14 protein-coding genes are annotated in these 14,572 nt (G+C 63.3%); 9 read left to right on the top strand and 5 right to left on the bottom strand.

Annotation, left to right across the window (positions count from 1 at the left end; translation table 11 throughout):
* Positions 1-3: 3 nt before the first annotated feature.
* The 5 genes from EU803_RS03870 (at position 4) to dtd (ending at position 4,694) form a co-directional block, all read left to right on the top strand.
* Complete coding sequence (locus EU803_RS03870; RefSeq protein ID WP_129679921.1) at positions 4-963, top strand: DUF2927 domain-containing protein; 960 nt, start codon at positions 4-6, stop codon at positions 961-963.
* 19 nt (positions 964-982) lie between these two features.
* Positions 983-2,101: an SPFH domain-containing protein gene (locus EU803_RS03865; protein ID WP_129679919.1), complete on the top strand. Its 1,119-nt coding sequence runs from the start codon at positions 983-985 to the stop codon at positions 2,099-2,101.
* A 58-nt stretch (positions 2,102-2,159) separates the two neighbouring features.
* Positions 2,160-3,281 carry a TFIIB-type zinc finger domain-containing protein gene (locus EU803_RS03860; RefSeq protein WP_129679917.1) on the top strand — a complete coding sequence of 374 codons (1,122 nt, stop codon included), beginning with the start codon at positions 2,160-2,162 and terminating at the stop codon, positions 3,279-3,281.
* Positions 3,282-3,354: 73 nt separating this feature from the next.
* The gene (locus tag EU803_RS03855) at positions 3,355-4,260 is read left to right on the top strand and encodes a carbohydrate kinase (protein ID WP_129679915.1); all 906 of its coding nucleotides are present in this window, start codon (positions 3,355-3,357) and stop codon (positions 4,258-4,260) included.
* Positions 4,257-4,694 carry a D-aminoacyl-tRNA deacylase gene (gene dtd / locus EU803_RS03850; protein ID WP_129679913.1) on the top strand — a complete coding sequence of 146 codons (438 nt, stop codon included), beginning with the start codon at positions 4,257-4,259 and terminating at the stop codon, positions 4,692-4,694. The genes EU803_RS03855 and dtd overlap by 4 nt, the downstream gene beginning before the upstream one ends.
* A 76-nt stretch (positions 4,695-4,770) precedes the next feature.
* On the opposite strand, the gene EU803_RS03845 is transcribed toward dtd, so the two are convergent.
* The 3 genes from EU803_RS03845 to EU803_RS03835 all read right to left on the bottom strand — a co-directional run bounded on the left by EU803_RS03845 (position 4,771) and on the right by EU803_RS03835 (position 7,597).
* Positions 4,771-5,259: a CAP domain-containing protein gene (locus EU803_RS03845; protein WP_129679911.1), complete on the bottom strand. Its 489-nt coding sequence runs from the start codon at positions 5,257-5,259 to the stop codon at positions 4,771-4,773.
* Positions 5,260-5,359: 100 nt separating this feature from the next.
* Complete coding sequence (locus EU803_RS03840; protein WP_129679909.1) at positions 5,360-6,496, bottom strand: GNAT family N-acetyltransferase; 1,137 nt, start codon at positions 6,494-6,496, stop codon at positions 5,360-5,362.
* Positions 6,497-6,556: 60 nt separating this feature from the next.
* Complete coding sequence (locus tag EU803_RS03835) at positions 6,557-7,597, bottom strand: Atu2307/SP_0267 family LLM class monooxygenase (protein WP_129679907.1); 1,041 nt, start codon at positions 7,595-7,597, stop codon at positions 6,557-6,559.
* Between the two features lie 308 nt (positions 7,598-7,905).
* On the opposite strand from EU803_RS03835, the gene EU803_RS03830 reads away from it, so the two are divergent.
* A complete protein-coding gene (locus EU803_RS03830) occupies positions 7,906-8,568 on the top strand; it encodes a GNAT family protein (RefSeq protein ID WP_129680176.1) in 663 nt (220 codons plus the stop codon).
* Positions 8,569-8,713: 145 nt separating this feature from the next.
* Here the strand turns inward: EU803_RS03830 and EU803_RS03825 are convergent, their stop codons facing one another.
* Together EU803_RS03825 and EU803_RS03820 are read right to left on the bottom strand one after the other, a co-directional pair.
* The gene (locus tag EU803_RS03825) at positions 8,714-10,273 is read right to left on the bottom strand and encodes a trimethylamine methyltransferase family protein (protein WP_129679905.1); all 1,560 of its coding nucleotides are present in this window, start codon (positions 10,271-10,273) and stop codon (positions 8,714-8,716) included.
* An 85-nt stretch (positions 10,274-10,358) separates the two neighbouring features.
* Positions 10,359-11,054 (bottom strand): HAD family hydrolase, encoded by a 696-nt coding sequence (locus EU803_RS03820; RefSeq protein ID WP_129679903.1) that lies wholly within the window; start codon positions 11,052-11,054, stop codon positions 10,359-10,361.
* A 111-nt stretch (positions 11,055-11,165) separates the two neighbouring features.
* Here EU803_RS03820 and EU803_RS03815 point away from each other — a divergent pair, with 111 nt between their 5' ends.
* The 3 genes from EU803_RS03815 to EU803_RS03805 all read left to right on the top strand — a co-directional run bounded on the left by EU803_RS03815 (position 11,166) and on the right by EU803_RS03805 (position 14,523).
* The gene (locus EU803_RS03815) at positions 11,166-11,792 is read left to right on the top strand and encodes a Crp/Fnr family transcriptional regulator (protein WP_129679901.1); all 627 of its coding nucleotides are present in this window, start codon (positions 11,166-11,168) and stop codon (positions 11,790-11,792) included.
* 102 nt (positions 11,793-11,894) lie between these two features.
* Positions 11,895-12,779 carry an MBL fold metallo-hydrolase gene (locus EU803_RS03810; protein WP_129679899.1) on the top strand — a complete coding sequence of 295 codons (885 nt, stop codon included), beginning with the start codon at positions 11,895-11,897 and terminating at the stop codon, positions 12,777-12,779.
* A gap of 67 nt (positions 12,780-12,846) precedes the next feature.
* The gene (locus EU803_RS03805; protein WP_129679896.1) at positions 12,847-14,523 is read left to right on the top strand and encodes a bifunctional protein tyrosine phosphatase family protein/NAD(P)/FAD-dependent oxidoreductase; all 1,677 of its coding nucleotides are present in this window, start codon (positions 12,847-12,849) and stop codon (positions 14,521-14,523) included.
* The last annotated feature ends 49 nt before the right edge of the window (positions 14,524-14,572 follow it).

Here is a 14,572-nt window from a genome sequence, read left to right as displayed (position 1 = left end):
CGGATGCGGGGCCGCTGGGGTTTTCGGTTCGCGCTGGTGGCAGGGGCCTTGTCCCTTGCCGCCTGCGACGACCTGCCTTTTGGCGGCCCCAACCCACCCGACACCTCGGCCCGGCCCGAAGCGCGGGTCGCCCCGCCGCCCGATCCGGTGCCGGATGCGCAAAGCGAGGCGCTGGCGCTGTATTATCGCCGGGTGCAGGCCGACCTGCTGGCGCAGGGGTTGCTGCGCACCGACGGGGGCGGGCCTGACACCCCCTTTACCGATGTGCAACTGGCGCAGAACTTCGTGCGGATCGCCCTGTTCGAGGAATACACCGACAACGGCGGTGTTCTTCGGTCGCAGCAGCGGATCAATTCCATCCATCGCTGGGACAGCCCGATCCGGATGAACATCCGCTTCGGCGACAGTGTCGGGTTTGAACAGCGGGTGACCGACCGCAACGCAGTGGCCAGTTTTGCCCGGCGTCTGTCGGGGCTGACCGGCGTGCCGATCACCCAGACCACCGCCAACCCGAATTTCCACGTCCTGTTCCTGAGCGAGGCCGAACGCCGCGCCTTTGGACCGGAGCTGCTGGCGCTGGAGCCGAACCTGTCGCAGGCCTCGGTCAACGCCTTCCTGACCCTGCCGCGCGACCAGTATTGCATCGTGATCGGCACCTTCGTGCCGGGCACCGCAACCTATCGGCAGGCAATCGTCCTGATCCGGGCGGAACATCCCGACATGATGCGCCTGTCCTGTATTCACGAGGAACTGGCGCAGGGCATGGGGCTGGCCAACGACAGCCCCCGCGCCCGCCCCTCTATCTTCAACGACGACGAGGAATTCGGGCTTTTGACCAGCCACGATGAACTCCTCCTCAAACTGCTGTATGACGACCGGCTGCACCCGGGAATGAGCGCCGCAGAGGCCGCGCCAATCGCGCGGCAACTGGCACGCGAATACCTGGAAACAGGCCCCGTCTGACCAAGAAAGGAACCACCACATGGGCATTCTCGATTTTCTGAAGGGCGAATTCATCGACGTGATCCATTGGGTCGATGACACCCGCGACACGATGGTCTGGCGGTTCGAACGCGAAGGCCACGAGATCAAATACGGGGCCAAGTTGACGGTGCGCGAAGGGCAGGCCGCCGTTTTCGTGCACGAAGGGCAGTTGGCCGATGTCTTCACCCCCGGCCTCTACATGCTGGAAACAAACAACATGCCGATCCTGACGAAGTTGCAGCACTGGGACCACGGGTTCCAGTCGCCTTTCAAGTCAGAGGTCTACTTCATCAACACCACCCGATTTGCGAACCTCAAGTGGGGCACCAAGAACCCGATCATCCTGCGCGATCCGGAATTCGGCCCGACCCGCATCCGCGCCTTTGGCACCTATACGGTCAAAGTCTCCGACCCGGCCCGCTTCATGTCGGAAATCGTCGGCACCGACGGCGAGTTTACGATGGACGAGATCAGCTTCCAGATCCGCAACATCATCGTTCAGGAATTCAGCCGGGTGATCGCCGGATCCGGCATCCCGGTTCTGGATATGGCGGCCAATACCGCCGATCTGGGCAAACATATCGCCACGGCCATTGAACCGGTGATGGAGCAATACGGCCTGTCCGTCCCCGAACTCTATATCGAAAACATCAGCCTGCCCCCGGCGGTCGAGGCGGCGCTGGATACCCGCACCTCGCGCGGGTTGACGGGCGATCTGGGCGATCACCTGAAATACGCCACCGCCGAGGCGCTGATGAAGGGCGGCGATGCCTCGGGCGCGATGGGCGCGGGCATGGGCGCCGGGATGGGCCTGGCCATGGCACAGCAGATGGCGACCCAATCGGGCCCCTGGGGCCGGGCCCCCGCGCCACAGGCCGCCCCGATGGCCCCGCCGCCCCCGCCCCCCGTCGAACATGTCTGGCACATCGCCGAAGGGGGCGAGGTGAAAGGCCCCTATTCCAAGGCGTCGATGGGCCGGATGGTCACCGATGGCGCCCTGACCCGCGCCAGCATGGTCTGGACGCAGGGGCAGGACGGCTGGATGCCCGCAGGCGACGTGGCCGAACTGGCGCAGTTGTTCACGGTGATGCCGCCACCCCCGCCCCCCGGTATCTGAGCCTTGCAAGGGGGCAGGCCCGCCCTGCCCCACCCCATCCAGACCAAAGCGCCCCGACATGTCCGACTTTGACGGCTCTGCCACCACCGCGCCCGAAACCGAACACCGCTTTCCCTGTGAGCAATGCGGCGCGGACATGCGGTTTGACCCCGGCGCCGACCGGCTGATCTGCGACCATTGCGGCGCCGAGCAGGCGATCGACCGGGGGCCCTGGGCCGGCGGGGCGATCCGCGAACTGGATTTCCGGACCGCCATCGAAAACCACCTGCCCGAGACCGAGATCGAAGTAACCCGTGTCGTGACCTGCCCCAATTGTGGGGCGCAGACCGATCTGGGCGAAAAGGACCACGCCGCCGAATGCCCGTTCTGCGCCACCCCGGTCGTCACCGACACGGGCACGCACCGGCAAATCAAACCCAAGGGGCTGGTCCCCTTCGTTCTGGACGAAACCCAGGCCCGCAAGGCGATGACCGATTGGCTGGGGCGGCTGTGGTTTGCGCCGAACGGGCTCAAGGATTACGCCCGCAAGGGACGCCGGATGAACGGCATCTATGTCCCTTATTGGACCTTCGACGCCGATACGAAGTCCAGCTACCGGGGCGAACGGGGCGACGATTACTATGAAACCCGCACCGTCGTGCGCGACGGCAAGAAACAGACGGTCCGGGTGCGCAAGACCCGCTGGCGGCCGAAATCCGGCCGGGTGGCGCGGTTCTTCGACGATGTGCTGGTGCTGGCCTCGCGCAGCCTGCCCAAACGCTACACCGACGCGCTGGAACCCTGGGATCTGTCGCGGCTGGAACCCTATGCGCCGGACTATCTTGCCGGGTTCCGGGCCGAGGGCTATCAGGTCGAACTGGCCGAAGGCTATACCGAGGCGCGGACGATCATGGACCGGATCATCCTGCGGGACGTGAAATTCGACATCGGCGGCGACCATCAACGGGTCCACAACATTGACACCGCGGTCAGTGCCGTGACCTTCAAGCATATCCTGCTGCCGGTCTGGATGGCCGCATACAAATACCGGGGCGAAACCTATCGTTTCGTCGTGAACGGCCAGACCGGACGGGTGCAGGGCGAACGGCCCTGGTCGGCATGGAAGATCGCCTTTGCCGTCCTGATCGGGCTGATCGTGGCAGGGGCGGTCGGCTATGTCATGGCGACGCAACAGGGCTGACCCGGCGGAAACCGCTCGCCTCGCGGAAATGTTTGCGCTATCAGTCGCGCGTCTCTGAAGAAGGAATGGCCCAATGATCCTTGCCTGTGGCGAAGCCCTGATTGACATGTTGCCGCGTGAAAGCACCGCCGGTGAACCCGCCTTTGCCCCCTATGCGGGCGGTGCGGTGTTCAATACCGCCATCGCACTGGGGCGGCTCGGGGTGCCGACCGGGTTCCTGTCGGGCGTCTCGACCGACCTGTTCGGGCAACAGCTCTTGGCCTCGCTCGAAGCCTCTAAGGTGGGCACCGGCCACCTGATCCGGTCGGACAGGCCGACCACGCTGGCCTTTGTCACCCTGACCAACGGCCACGCCAAATATGCCTTTTACGATGAAAACACCGCCGGGCGGATGCTCCGCCCCGACGACCTGCCCGACACCTCGGTAAGTGCCTATTTCTTCGGCGGGATATCCTTGGTGGTGGAACCCTGCGGCCAGGCCTACGAGGCGCTCGCCCGGCGGGTCGCCGGAACCGCGCCGGTGATGGTTGACCCGAACATCCGCCCCGGCTTCATCAAGGACGAGGCAGCCTATCGGGAACGGCTGAACGTCATGTTCGCCTGTGCCGACATCATCAAAGTGTCCGACGAAGATCTGGAATGGATCACCGGCAGCACCGACGGCGAAGCCTTCCGCGACAGCTGCGCCGCCTCGGTCGTTCTGGTCACGCGCGGCGCGGATGGGGTGACGGTGATCTGTGACCACGGCACCTTTGACGTCCCCGCAACCCGGGTCGAGGTGGTGGACACCGTCGGCGCCGGCGACACGTTCAACGCGGGCTTCCTTGCCGGGCTGCATCAGGCCGGGGCGCTGACCCTTGACGGGCTGGACGACGCGGACGAGGCAACCCTGCGGGCGGCGGTTGAGCTTGGGGCAAAGGCTGCGGCAGTCACCGTCAGCCGCGCCGGGGCCAACCCGCCCTGGGCGTCAGAGCTGTGAGGGCACTGATCCAGCGGGTCACGCAGGCTTCCGTTCACGTGGATGGGGATCTGGTCGGCGCCTGCAGTCAGGGGCTTCTGGTTCTGGTCTGCGCGATGGACGGGGACGCAGAGGACGCCCCGGCGAAACTGGCTGCCAAAGTGGCCAAGCTGCGCATTTTCAAGGACGAGGCGGGCAAGATGAACCGCTCGGTCGTGGACATTGGCGGCTCGGCCCTTGTGGTCAGCCAGTTCACCCTCGCTGCCGACACCCGCAGCGGCAACCGCCCCGGGTTTTCCGCTGCCGCCGCGCCTGAAGTGGGTGAACGGCTCTACCTTGCCTTCGCAGATGCGCTGCGGGCGCAGGGTGTTCCGGTCGAAACCGGGCGGTTCGGCGCGGATATGCAGGTCAGCCTTGTCAACGACGGGCCGGTGACGATCTGGATGGACGTCTAGACGGGCGGTGGGTCAAGACCCACCTTACGCGGAACCTTTCCGATGTCGTAAGGTGGGTTTCAACCCACCCTACCCCTCAGCAGCCCTTGGCCAGCACCAGCACCCAATAGGGGCCGTTCTGATCCACGGCGATCCCGATCCCATAGTCCTGCACCCGGTCCAGCATCATGTTGAACCGATGGCCTTCCGAATTCATCCAGCCGTTCAGTACCGCATTCGGCGCGGCATAGGGGGTGCCATGGGCGATGTTTTCGGCAATCAGGCAATCGCGATAGCCGGCACTCCGGGCCCGCCGCTGCACGGTGGACCCATTGCGACCTGTGTGGCTGAAGTATCCGCGCACGGCCATGTCGCAGGCATGGTTGGTCGCCGCCTGGCTCAGCTCCGCGTTATAGCGCAGGCCGCGCAACCCGTTCTGCCGCCGAATCTGGTTCAATCCCCGGTCGATGTCCTGAAACAGGGCCTGCTGGTTGGTTGGGATCTGGCAGGCGTTCGAGGCCTGCACCTGCCCGGAGGACAGAATGAAAGCCACGGCAAAGCCCGCCGCAGTAAATGCTCGACGCATGTCGCATCCTCTTCATCTCGCCCCACCGGAAGGTCCTTGGCAGGCAACCTAGGCAACCGCGCGGCAGCAGAGGGGCGATCTGGCGACAATTCGCCCGTTTTCAACCAATTGGCGCGGGATCCAGCGACTTTCGGAACAGGTGCAGCCGGTGCATCGCCCCGGCGCTGGCCTTTTCCTTCTGGGCAAGGCTGGGCCCATTTTCATCCGCGATCCAGGTATTGGCGACATGGGTATACCCAGCCTGTTTCGCGGCCATGAATACGCGGTGAAGGACCACCGGGTTGATCCCCTGCCCCTGCAATTCCGGGATCACACCGGAAAAGATCAGGACCGCCCGTCGATTGCTCATGCGGTGACGGAGGAAATGCCACGGCGCAAGCAACCCCATCCGCGACCGCACCTTCTTCAGGAAGGGGTTGAGGTCGGGCACGCAGATGATGCAGGCGGCCGGCCGCCCCTTGTGGTGCAGCACCGCCGAAATGCGCGGATCCATGACCCATTTCATGTCCTTGGCCTGAAAATGGAACTCTTCCTCGGTGACCGGCACGAACATCGGGTTTTCGGCAAAGGAGGCGTTCAGGACCGCGCGCGCTTCCTCCATCCGCTGCGGGATGGTGCGGCGGGTGATCGGGGCGAATGTGAAATCCGGGTCATCAAGGATCGCCCGCTGCTTCGGCCCGATCGCGGGCGGGTCGGATCGGGTCAGGTCCACGGCGAAAGTCGTCATCGGAAAGACCGCTTCATAACCATTGGCCTTTAGATGCCGGGCGATCTGCGGCGGCGACCAGATCTGGTCAAGGAAAGGGTCCGCCTCAAACCCTTCGGTGACCACTCCGATCTGCTGCATCGCGGTCAGGTTGAAGTTCCCCGCAATCTCGTCATGGCCCCGGGCGCGGGCCCACTCCTCGGCCGCAAGCAGCAGGGCACGGGCGGCAGCCGGATCATCGGCACAGTCGAAATAGCCGAAATAGGCGCGGTTCACCCCGTGCAGCCGGTTCGACGCGCCATGCACATGGGCGGTGATCCGGCCAAGCACCCGGTCGCCGCGATGGGCGGTGAAATAGGTCAGGTCGCTGCCCGGATCCTTGAACAACGGGTTGCGGGTCTTGTCCAGATACCGGCGCAGGTCGGCTTTGAGGGGCGAGACATAGGCGCTGTCCGGCCCATAGGCCGCAAAGGGCGCCTCGAAGAAGGCCCCGAAATTATCGACCTCGATCCGGATATCCGCCTGCGTCATCGTCCCTGCCCTTTTCGCAGACCCTAGCAGGCGGCCCATGGCCGGGACAGTGGGGATATCCTAACCCGCGTCGTCGGCCAGCAACTCGCGGACGCGGGGGATGACGCGGGTGGCATACAGCTCGATCGACGTCATCAGCGCCGGATGTGGCAGCGTGCCTTGGGAATATTTCATCTCGAACCGGGTCAGGCCCAGCGCCCGGATCGTGCGGGTGATCTTCTGGGCCACGGTCTCGGGCGTGCCCACATACATCGACCCGTGGCTGACCTCGCGCAGGAATTCCGCCTTGTCGGCGGGGGGCCAGCCGCGTTCGCGCCCGATCCGGTCGCGCAGGACGCGGTAGCCTGCCCAGGCCTCTTCCTGTGCCTGTTCTTCCGTCTCGGCCACATGGCCGGGCGAATGGACGCCCAGCGGGCGGGGCGGCTTGCCCAGCTTGGCATAGGCGTCGTGATACAGCTGGACGAAAGGCCGGAACCGCGTTGGGTTGCCGCCGATGATGGCCAGGATCATCGGCAGGTCATAGCGGACCGCCCGCACCACCGATTCCGGGCTGCCCCCGACCCCGATCCATGTCGGCAGGCCCTTGGGCCCAAGGGGCGGAAAAATCTCCTGCCCGGTCAGGGCGGGACGGGTCTGGCCCGACCACTCGACCGGGCCGCCCTGCAACAGACGGTGAAACAGGTTCAGTTTTTCCTCGAACAGCAGGCCATAATCGTGCAGGTCGTGGCCGAACAACCCGTAGCTTTCGGTGAACGACCCACGGCCAAGGATCACCTCGGCCCGGCCGCCGCTGGCCGCCTGAAGGGTCGAAAACCGCTGGAACAGGCGCACGGGGTCATCCGTGGACAGGACCGTAACCGCCGTGCCAAGGCGAATGCGGCTGGTCCGTCCAGCGATGACACCCAGCAAAACCTCGGGCGAGGAGACCGCGAAATCGTCGCGGTGATGCTCGCCAAGGCCGAAATAGTCGACCCCCAGTTCATCGGCCAGAACCGCCTGCTCGACCACGTCACGGATCACCTGATCCTGCGGGATCAGCTGCCCATCAGGCCCGACGGTCACATCCCCGAAGGTATCAAGCGCGAATTCAAGATCGGACATGGGCAAAGGCTCCTTTTTCCCAGTCCTAGCAGGGCAGAAGCGCCGGCGCCTCCTTCATTTTCGCACAGAACCCGTTCGTTTCGTCAGCAGTCCGGGGGTCTTCTGCACCGTGATGGACCTTAGAAGACCGACGCTATTGTGACGTGCCGACCCTGCACTGAAAGGAAACCCACACCTAGCCGCCGTGGGACTGTGCTTGCTTCAATTGTGCGGATGAAGGCTGCCGTTGAGCATTTCCTCAAATGCTGGCATGTGTCCGGGTCACATCGGTCTTCGGAAGGATTCATGAATTGTCGCTAGGTAACCCCATGAATCGTGGTCCGTGGAAATTTCCTCGAAGGGCGACCCTTCAGGGAAATTATGTTCGGCTCGAGCTGCTCTCTGCTGCTCATATTGATGACCTTTGGACCTGTGCGAGTGTCGCCCCTGACAGCTTTCTCTACTTGCGCTACGGGCCTTTCCAAACGCGTGAACAGCTAGCCGAATTAATTTCAGACCTAGGTTCGCGAAAGGATCAACCGTTCTGGGCCGTACTCGGAAAGCATGGCCGCGCAGAAGGATGGCTGTCAATTTGCGATGTTTATCAAAATGATGGCGCGTTCGAAATAGGAAGCATCTGGTTTGCACCGTCGCTTCAGGGGTCTCGCGAAGCTCGTGAAGCAATCTTTCTACTGATGTGTTTAGGTATGGATGATTTTCAGTATGAGCGGCTTGTTTGGCGCTGTCAGGCGCAAAACGAACGCTCATTCCGTGCGGCAATCAGCCTTGGCTTCAAACACGAGGGAACGTGGCGAAATGCATTAGTGTACGACAGATGGCAACGCGACATTGCTTGGTTTTCCATCCTCCGTAGCGAATGGCCCTTGTGTAGAACAGCGATCGAAGAATGGCTTTCGCCAGCGAACTTCGATGAAAGTGGGCTGCAAAAAAGACGATTGCAGGACCTTCGCCGCGTAGCAGAAGATCGGTAGGCATGGGGCTCTTTACAGACCTTTCCCGGCTCTAGAGGATCGGTCATCTCGTTGGGTAACAGCGACTCCATGGGGCAGATCGCTCCCAAGTCTCTCGACAGGGGCCAGCCCACAAACGAAGCGAGGGGAAGCGGTTTGATTTTCCCTAGAAATCTGTCGGCGCACCGCCCTCGGCCTTGCGGCGGGCGACAAAATCGGCCAGCTCCTCGGCGATGCCCGCGTCCATCGGCGGGGCCTCGAAATTGGCGATGATGTCCTTGAACACCCGATGCGCCCGTTCCGGGGTCCAGACGCTGCCGGCCACTTCCCAGGCCTCGAAGTTGCGCCAGTCGCTGACAAAGGGTTCGTAGAAGGCGGTCTGATAGCGGTCCTGCGTGTGCTGGATGCCGAAGAAATGGCCGTTCGGGCCGACCTCCTTGATGGCGTCCACGGCAATGGCCTCGGGGCTGGTGTCGCAGATCTCGGGCTCCAGATAGCGTTGGATCATCTGGATCACCTCGCAATCCATGACGAATTTCTCGGGGCTGGCGATCAGCCCACCCTCCAGCCAGCCCGCCGCGTGATAGACCACGTTGGTGCCCGACTGCACCGCCGACCACAGCGCGTTTGATGTTTCCCACATCGCCTGCCCGTCCGGCACGTTGGCCGCGCAGGACCCCGACGCCCGCATCGGCAGCCCGTAGAACCGGGCCATCTGGCCGGTCATCTGGGTGGCGCGCATGTATTCCGGCGTACCAAAGGCGGGCGCGCCCGATTTCATGTCCACGTTCGACGTAAAGGTGCCGATCACACAGGGACAGCCGGGGCGCACATATTGGAACAGTGCAATGGCCGACAGCGCCTCGGCGATCGACAGGGTCACCGCGCCCGCCATCGTCACCGGCGCCATCGCCCCCGCCAGCGTGAAGGGGGTGACATAGACCGCCTGCCCCTTGCGCACCAGCCGCAGGCAGCCGTCGATCATCGGCTCGTCATGCTTCAACGGCGAGGTAGAGTTGATGTTGGTGTACATATGCGGGCGGGATTCAAACTCCTCATGGGTCAGGCCCCCGGCGATCCGCACCATCTCCATCACATCCTCGACCCGTTCCCTGCCAAGGCTGTAGGCATGGGCCACCTTGTCGGTCAGCATCAGCTTGTCATGGACCACATCCAGATGCCGGACCGAGGCATGAACATCCACAGGTTCCACCGGGTAGCCGCCCGCGAAATGGATGCAGTTGAAATGCTGGGTCAGCTTCAGCAGGTTGGCGCATTGTTCGCGGTTGCCCGACACCTTGCGCCCGATCTCAAGGTCGAAATAGTTGGGGGGTGACGACACATTGCCGAACAGGATGTGCTTGCCGCCCACGGTGATCTGCTTGTCCGGGTTGCGCGGGGTGATCGTGAACTGGGCCGGGGCCTTGCCGACCATCTCCATCACCCAATCGCGGCCCATCTTCACGTTGGTGCCCTCGACCTTGCAGCCCGCTTCCTTGAAAATCTCGATCGCTTCCTGATTCAGGAATTCGATCCCGATTTCTTCCAGAATGCGCATGGCGCCATCATGGATCGCCTCAACCCCCTCCGGGCCCAGCGGTTCGGTGGGCCGGTCGATGTTGACCGGCAGACGCCAGGGGCTTTGCTTGAACAGTTCGGCGCTGCGTTTGGCGGTATTGGCGGCGCGGCCACCGGAACGGCGGCGACGGTTTGGCGTATCGGCCATGGAGACTCTCCTGTTGTTGGGAAAAGTTTCGCACGGTCGAAGGCCGATGGTTGGCGCATCAGCGACAGAACCTGTCGTATTTCTTTCAGGCGTTCTGCTCGTCCACCCAGTCGGTCAGGTCCGCGATGCTGTCCAGCACGACCTCGGCCACGGTGCCCAGTTCCTCGGCCCCGGCCGGGCCGGTCAGCACACCCACCGGCCGCATTCCCGCGGCGCGTCCGGCGTGCAGGTCGTGCAGGCTGTCGCCCACCATGATGCAGTGCGCGGGATCCAGATCGACCGCACGGGCAAAGGCCAGAAGCGGACCAGGGGCCGGTTTCGCCCCATGCCCGCTGTCATAACCGGCGATGAAGTCGAACGCCTCCTCAACCCCGGCCCGGCCCAGATGGGACCGCGCGGGCGCCTCGGCATCGTTGGTGCAGACCCCGATGCGCAGCCCCCGCGCCTTCAGGCCCCCGACAAAGGGCACAAGCGGGGCCGCCTCGATCTGCGGCACCTGCGCCGCCAACCCGTTCATCCGACCGATCAGCGACGCCTTGTCGGTCTCGGGCAGCAGCGGCAGGATGTGGCCCGCGACCACCTCGACGGTTTCGGCAATGACGATGGACCCGGGAAAGAACACCTTGTTGGCAAGGTCATAGCCCAGCCGGTCCGCCAGTTGCTGAACACGCGCCAGATCGCCACCGACTTCGGACAAAAGCAGCGTTTCGGTGAACGCCCCCCAGGTCGCGTTGAAATCGAACAGCGTGCCGTCCTTGTCGAAGAGAATACCTTTGATCATGGGCGCAGTGGAACGACAGCGCGCGCCGCCTGTCAACTGCGGATCATTGGTCGCAGGCACGATCCGCCGAAACGTCTTTGCCCGCTGCCGGCTTTGGCGGATAGTCGGGTCATGGACAGCGCCCCGCCCCCCCTTGATCTTGCCCGCGCTGCGGGTCATGTCGTGACCGTCCCCAAGGGCGCGTCTGTCTTCGGGGTGGGCCAGACCCCGGATCATCTGCTTTTGGTGACGCGGGGCGTGGTGCGGGTGCAGCAGGTCACCGAGGGCGGGCGCGAGATTGTCCTCTACCGGGTGCACGCCGGGGAAAGCTGCGTTCTGACAACCGCCTGTCTGATCGGCGAAGAACCCTATTCCGCCGAAGGCATCGCCGAGACCGAGGCCGAAGCCATCGCCGTGCCAAAGGCCGCCTTCGACAGGCTCATCGCCTCCTCCGCCGCATTTCGGAAATTCGTCTTCGCCTCGTATTCGCAGCGCATGGCCGACCTGTTCCTGACGATCGAGGAAATTGCCTTTCATCGAATCGACATGCGGCTGGCCGACAAGTTGCTGGAGCTGTCGGATGGGTCCGGGGTGCAGGCAACGCACCAACAGCTTGCCGCCGAACTGGGCACCGCGCGCGAGGTCGTATCGCGCCAATTGCTTGAATTTCAACGGCGTGGCTGGATCGAACAGGGGCGTGGCCGCATCGTGCTTTTGTCCCCGGATCGCCTGCGCGCCTTTGTCAGCACCAACCGCTGACAGAATATCTTGACACCCCCCTTGTATACATCCATACACATTCCAATATTGTGATATGTAAAGACGACATATCCCCGAACGACAGAACACGAGGAGTTCATCATGGCCATTCCGTCCACCGATCTTTCGGTCAAACCCGAGGTCACCGCGTTTTTCGACCCGGCGACAAACACGATTTCCTATGTGGTCAAGGATCCCAATTCGAACGCCTGTGCCATCGTCGACAGCGTCATGGACATCGACTATGCCGCCGGGCGGATCACCTATGAAAACGCCGACGAAATCATCAAGTTCGTGCAGGACAACGGGCTGAAGCTGGAATGGCAGATCGAAACCCATGTCCACGCAGACCACCTGTCCGCCGCGCCGTATATTCAGGACAAGCTGGGCGGCAAGATCGGCATCGGTGAGAATATCACCATCGTGCAGGACACTTTCGGCAAGGTTTTCAACGAAGGCACCGAATTCCAGCGCGACGGGTCGCAGTTCGACCGGTTGTTCAAGGATGGCGACACCTACCAGATCGGCACGATGACCGGGTTCGCGATCCACACCCCGGGCCATACCCCCGCCTGCATGACCCATGTCATCGGCGACGCGGCCTTTGTCGGCGACACGCTGTTCATGCCCGACGGCGGATCGGCCCGCGCCGATTTCCCGGGTGGCGATGCCGGCATCTTGTACGATTCGATCATGCGCGTGCTGGAACTGCCCGATGAAACCCGCCTGTTCATGTGCCACGACTACGGCCCCAACGGCCGCGACATCAAATGGGAAACCAGCGTCGGCGAAGAACGGGAGCACAACATCCACGTCGGCGCCGGAAAGACCAAAGAGGACTTCGTCAAGTTCCGCACCGAACGCGACGCGACCCTTGATATGCCCAAGCTGATCATCCCCTCGCTTCAGGTGAACATGCGGGCGGGCGAAATCCCGACCGACAAGGACGGCAAGAAGATGCTGAAGGTGCCGGTTAACGGCCTTTGACCACAAGAAAGGCCCGGCCCAGCGCCGGGCCTCCTTACCTTCCGGGTGACACGACAGGAACGGACCCATGGACATCAAGAAAATTTCCCCACGGATTTCGGTTTCGCCGCAGATCGCTGCGTCGGACATCGACGCGATCAAGGCCGCGGGTTTCCGCGCGATCATCTGCAACCGCCCCGATGGCGAAGCCGCGGATCAGCCGACCTTTGAAGAGATCGAATCCGCCGCGAAAACCGCGGGGCTGGAAATCGCCTATCTGCCGATCGTCGCCGGCAAGGTCAGCGATCAGGACGCCGCCGATTTCGGGAATGCACTTGATACCCTGCCCGGCCCGGTGCTTGCCTACTGCCGGACCGGCACCCGGTCGGCGACGCTCTGGTCGCTAAGTCAGGCGGCGACAATGGCACCGGCAGACATCCTGTCGGCCACCAAGGCGGCGGGCTATGACATGGGCGGTGTGGTGCGCCGCATCGTCAACGGCGGCAAGACCCCGACGACCCAGACCGACGCCAGCTATGACGTGGTGATCGTGGGCGCGGGCGCGGGTGGCATCTCGGTCGCCTCGTCGCTGAAGGCGCGCAAGCCCGATCTGGACATCGCGATCATCGATCCGGCCGACATCCACTATTACCAACCCGGCTGGACCTTGGTGGGCGGCGGCGTCTTTGATGCGCAGGACACCGCCAAGACCATGGGCAGCCTGATCCCCAAAGGGGTCCATTGGATCAAATCCGCCGTCGCGGCTTTTGAACCCAAGGACAATGCCGTCATCCTCGATGGCTGTCGGGTTGTCGGCTACAAACGTCTGGTCGTCACACCGGGGCTGAAACTCGACTGGAACAAGGTCGAAGGTCTGGTGGAAACACTGGGCAAGAACGGCGTGACCTCCAACTACCGTTACGACCTCGCGCCCTACACATGGCAGCTGGTGAAAGAGTTGAAAGAGGGCCGCGCCCTGTTCACCCAGCCGCCCATGCCGATCAAATGCGCCGGCGCCCCGCAAAAGGCGATGTACCTGTCCGGCGATCACTGGTTCCGGACCGGCGTGCTGAAGGACATCGACATCCAGTTCATGAACGCGGGCGGCGTGCTGTTCGGGGTCAAGGATTACGTCCCCGCGCTTGAGGAATATGTCCAGAAATACGACGCGACGCTGAACTTCTTCCACAACCTTGTCGCGGTGGATGGGGCAGCCCGCACGGCGACCTTCGAGGTCGCAAAGCCCGACACACCCAAGGAACGGGTCACGGTGGAATTTGACATGATGCATGTCACCCCGCCGCAGACCGCGCCCGATTTCATCCGCGTGTCGCCGCTGGCCGATGCCGCCGGATGGGTCGATGTGGATCAGGCCACCCTGCGCCACAAGACCTATGACAACATCTGGAGCCTTGGCGATGTGATGAACGCCCCCAACGCCAAAACCGCCGCCGCCGCCCGGATGCAGGCCCCCATCGTTGCCACCAATCTGGCCGCCGACATCGACGGCAAGGGCCCGCAGGTACAATACAACGGCTATGGCTCCTGCCCGCTGACTGTTGAGCGCGGCAAGATCGTTCTGGCCGAGTTTGGCTATGGCGGTGCGCTGCTGCCTTCTTTCCCGAAATGGCTGCTGAACGGGACCAAGCCTACGCGTCTGGCCTGGTGGCTGAAGGAAACCGCCCTGCCGCCAATCTATTGGAAGGCCATGCTGCGTGGCCGCGAATGGATGGTCAAACCGGAAAAAGTAACGGTTTCCAGCTAATACACGCACCGGACCGTCCCAAGTACGGGGCGGGTCGGGACCCCGGCAG

The organism is Loktanella sp. IMCC34160 (assembly GCF_004145845.1).
Lineage (GTDB): Bacteria > Pseudomonadota > Alphaproteobacteria > Rhodobacterales > Rhodobacteraceae > SELP01.
The sequence above is the reverse complement of the archived record's forward strand: the minus strand, read 5'-3'. Positions and strand labels throughout refer to the sequence as shown.

Excerpts from the sequence above, each read along its gene's own strand:
- EU803_RS03870 (WP_129679921.1), top strand. The coding sequence starts at position 4 with ATGCGGGGCCGCTGGGGTTTTCGGTTCGCGCTGGTGGCAGGGGCCTTG.
- EU803_RS03865 (WP_129679919.1), top strand. The coding sequence starts at position 983 with ATGGGCATTCTCGATTTTCTGAAGGGCGAATTCATCGACGTGATCCAT.
- EU803_RS03860 (WP_129679917.1), top strand. The coding sequence starts at position 2,160 with ATGTCCGACTTTGACGGCTCTGCCACCACCGCGCCCGAAACCGAACAC.
- EU803_RS03855 (WP_129679915.1), top strand. The coding sequence starts at position 3,355 with ATGATCCTTGCCTGTGGCGAAGCCCTGATTGACATGTTGCCGCGTGAA.
- EU803_RS03845 (WP_129679911.1), bottom strand. The coding sequence starts at position 5,259 with ATGCGTCGAGCATTTACTGCGGCGGGCTTTGCCGTGGCTTTCATTCTG.
- EU803_RS03840 (WP_129679909.1), bottom strand. The coding sequence starts at position 6,496 with ATGACGCAGGCGGATATCCGGATCGAGGTCGATAATTTCGGGGCCTTC.
- EU803_RS03835 (WP_129679907.1), bottom strand. The coding sequence starts at position 7,597 with ATGTCCGATCTTGAATTCGCGCTTGATACCTTCGGGGATGTGACCGTC.
- EU803_RS03830 (WP_129680176.1), top strand. The coding sequence starts at position 7,906 with ATGAATCGTGGTCCGTGGAAATTTCCTCGAAGGGCGACCCTTCAGGGA.
- EU803_RS03825 (WP_129679905.1), bottom strand. The coding sequence starts at position 10,273 with ATGGCCGATACGCCAAACCGTCGCCGCCGTTCCGGTGGCCGCGCCGCC.
- EU803_RS03820 (WP_129679903.1), bottom strand. The coding sequence starts at position 11,054 with ATGATCAAAGGTATTCTCTTCGACAAGGACGGCACGCTGTTCGATTTC.
- EU803_RS03815 (WP_129679901.1), top strand. The coding sequence starts at position 11,166 with ATGGACAGCGCCCCGCCCCCCCTTGATCTTGCCCGCGCTGCGGGTCAT.
- EU803_RS03810 (WP_129679899.1), top strand. The coding sequence starts at position 11,895 with ATGGCCATTCCGTCCACCGATCTTTCGGTCAAACCCGAGGTCACCGCG.
- EU803_RS03805 (WP_129679896.1), top strand. The coding sequence starts at position 12,847 with ATGGACATCAAGAAAATTTCCCCACGGATTTCGGTTTCGCCGCAGATC.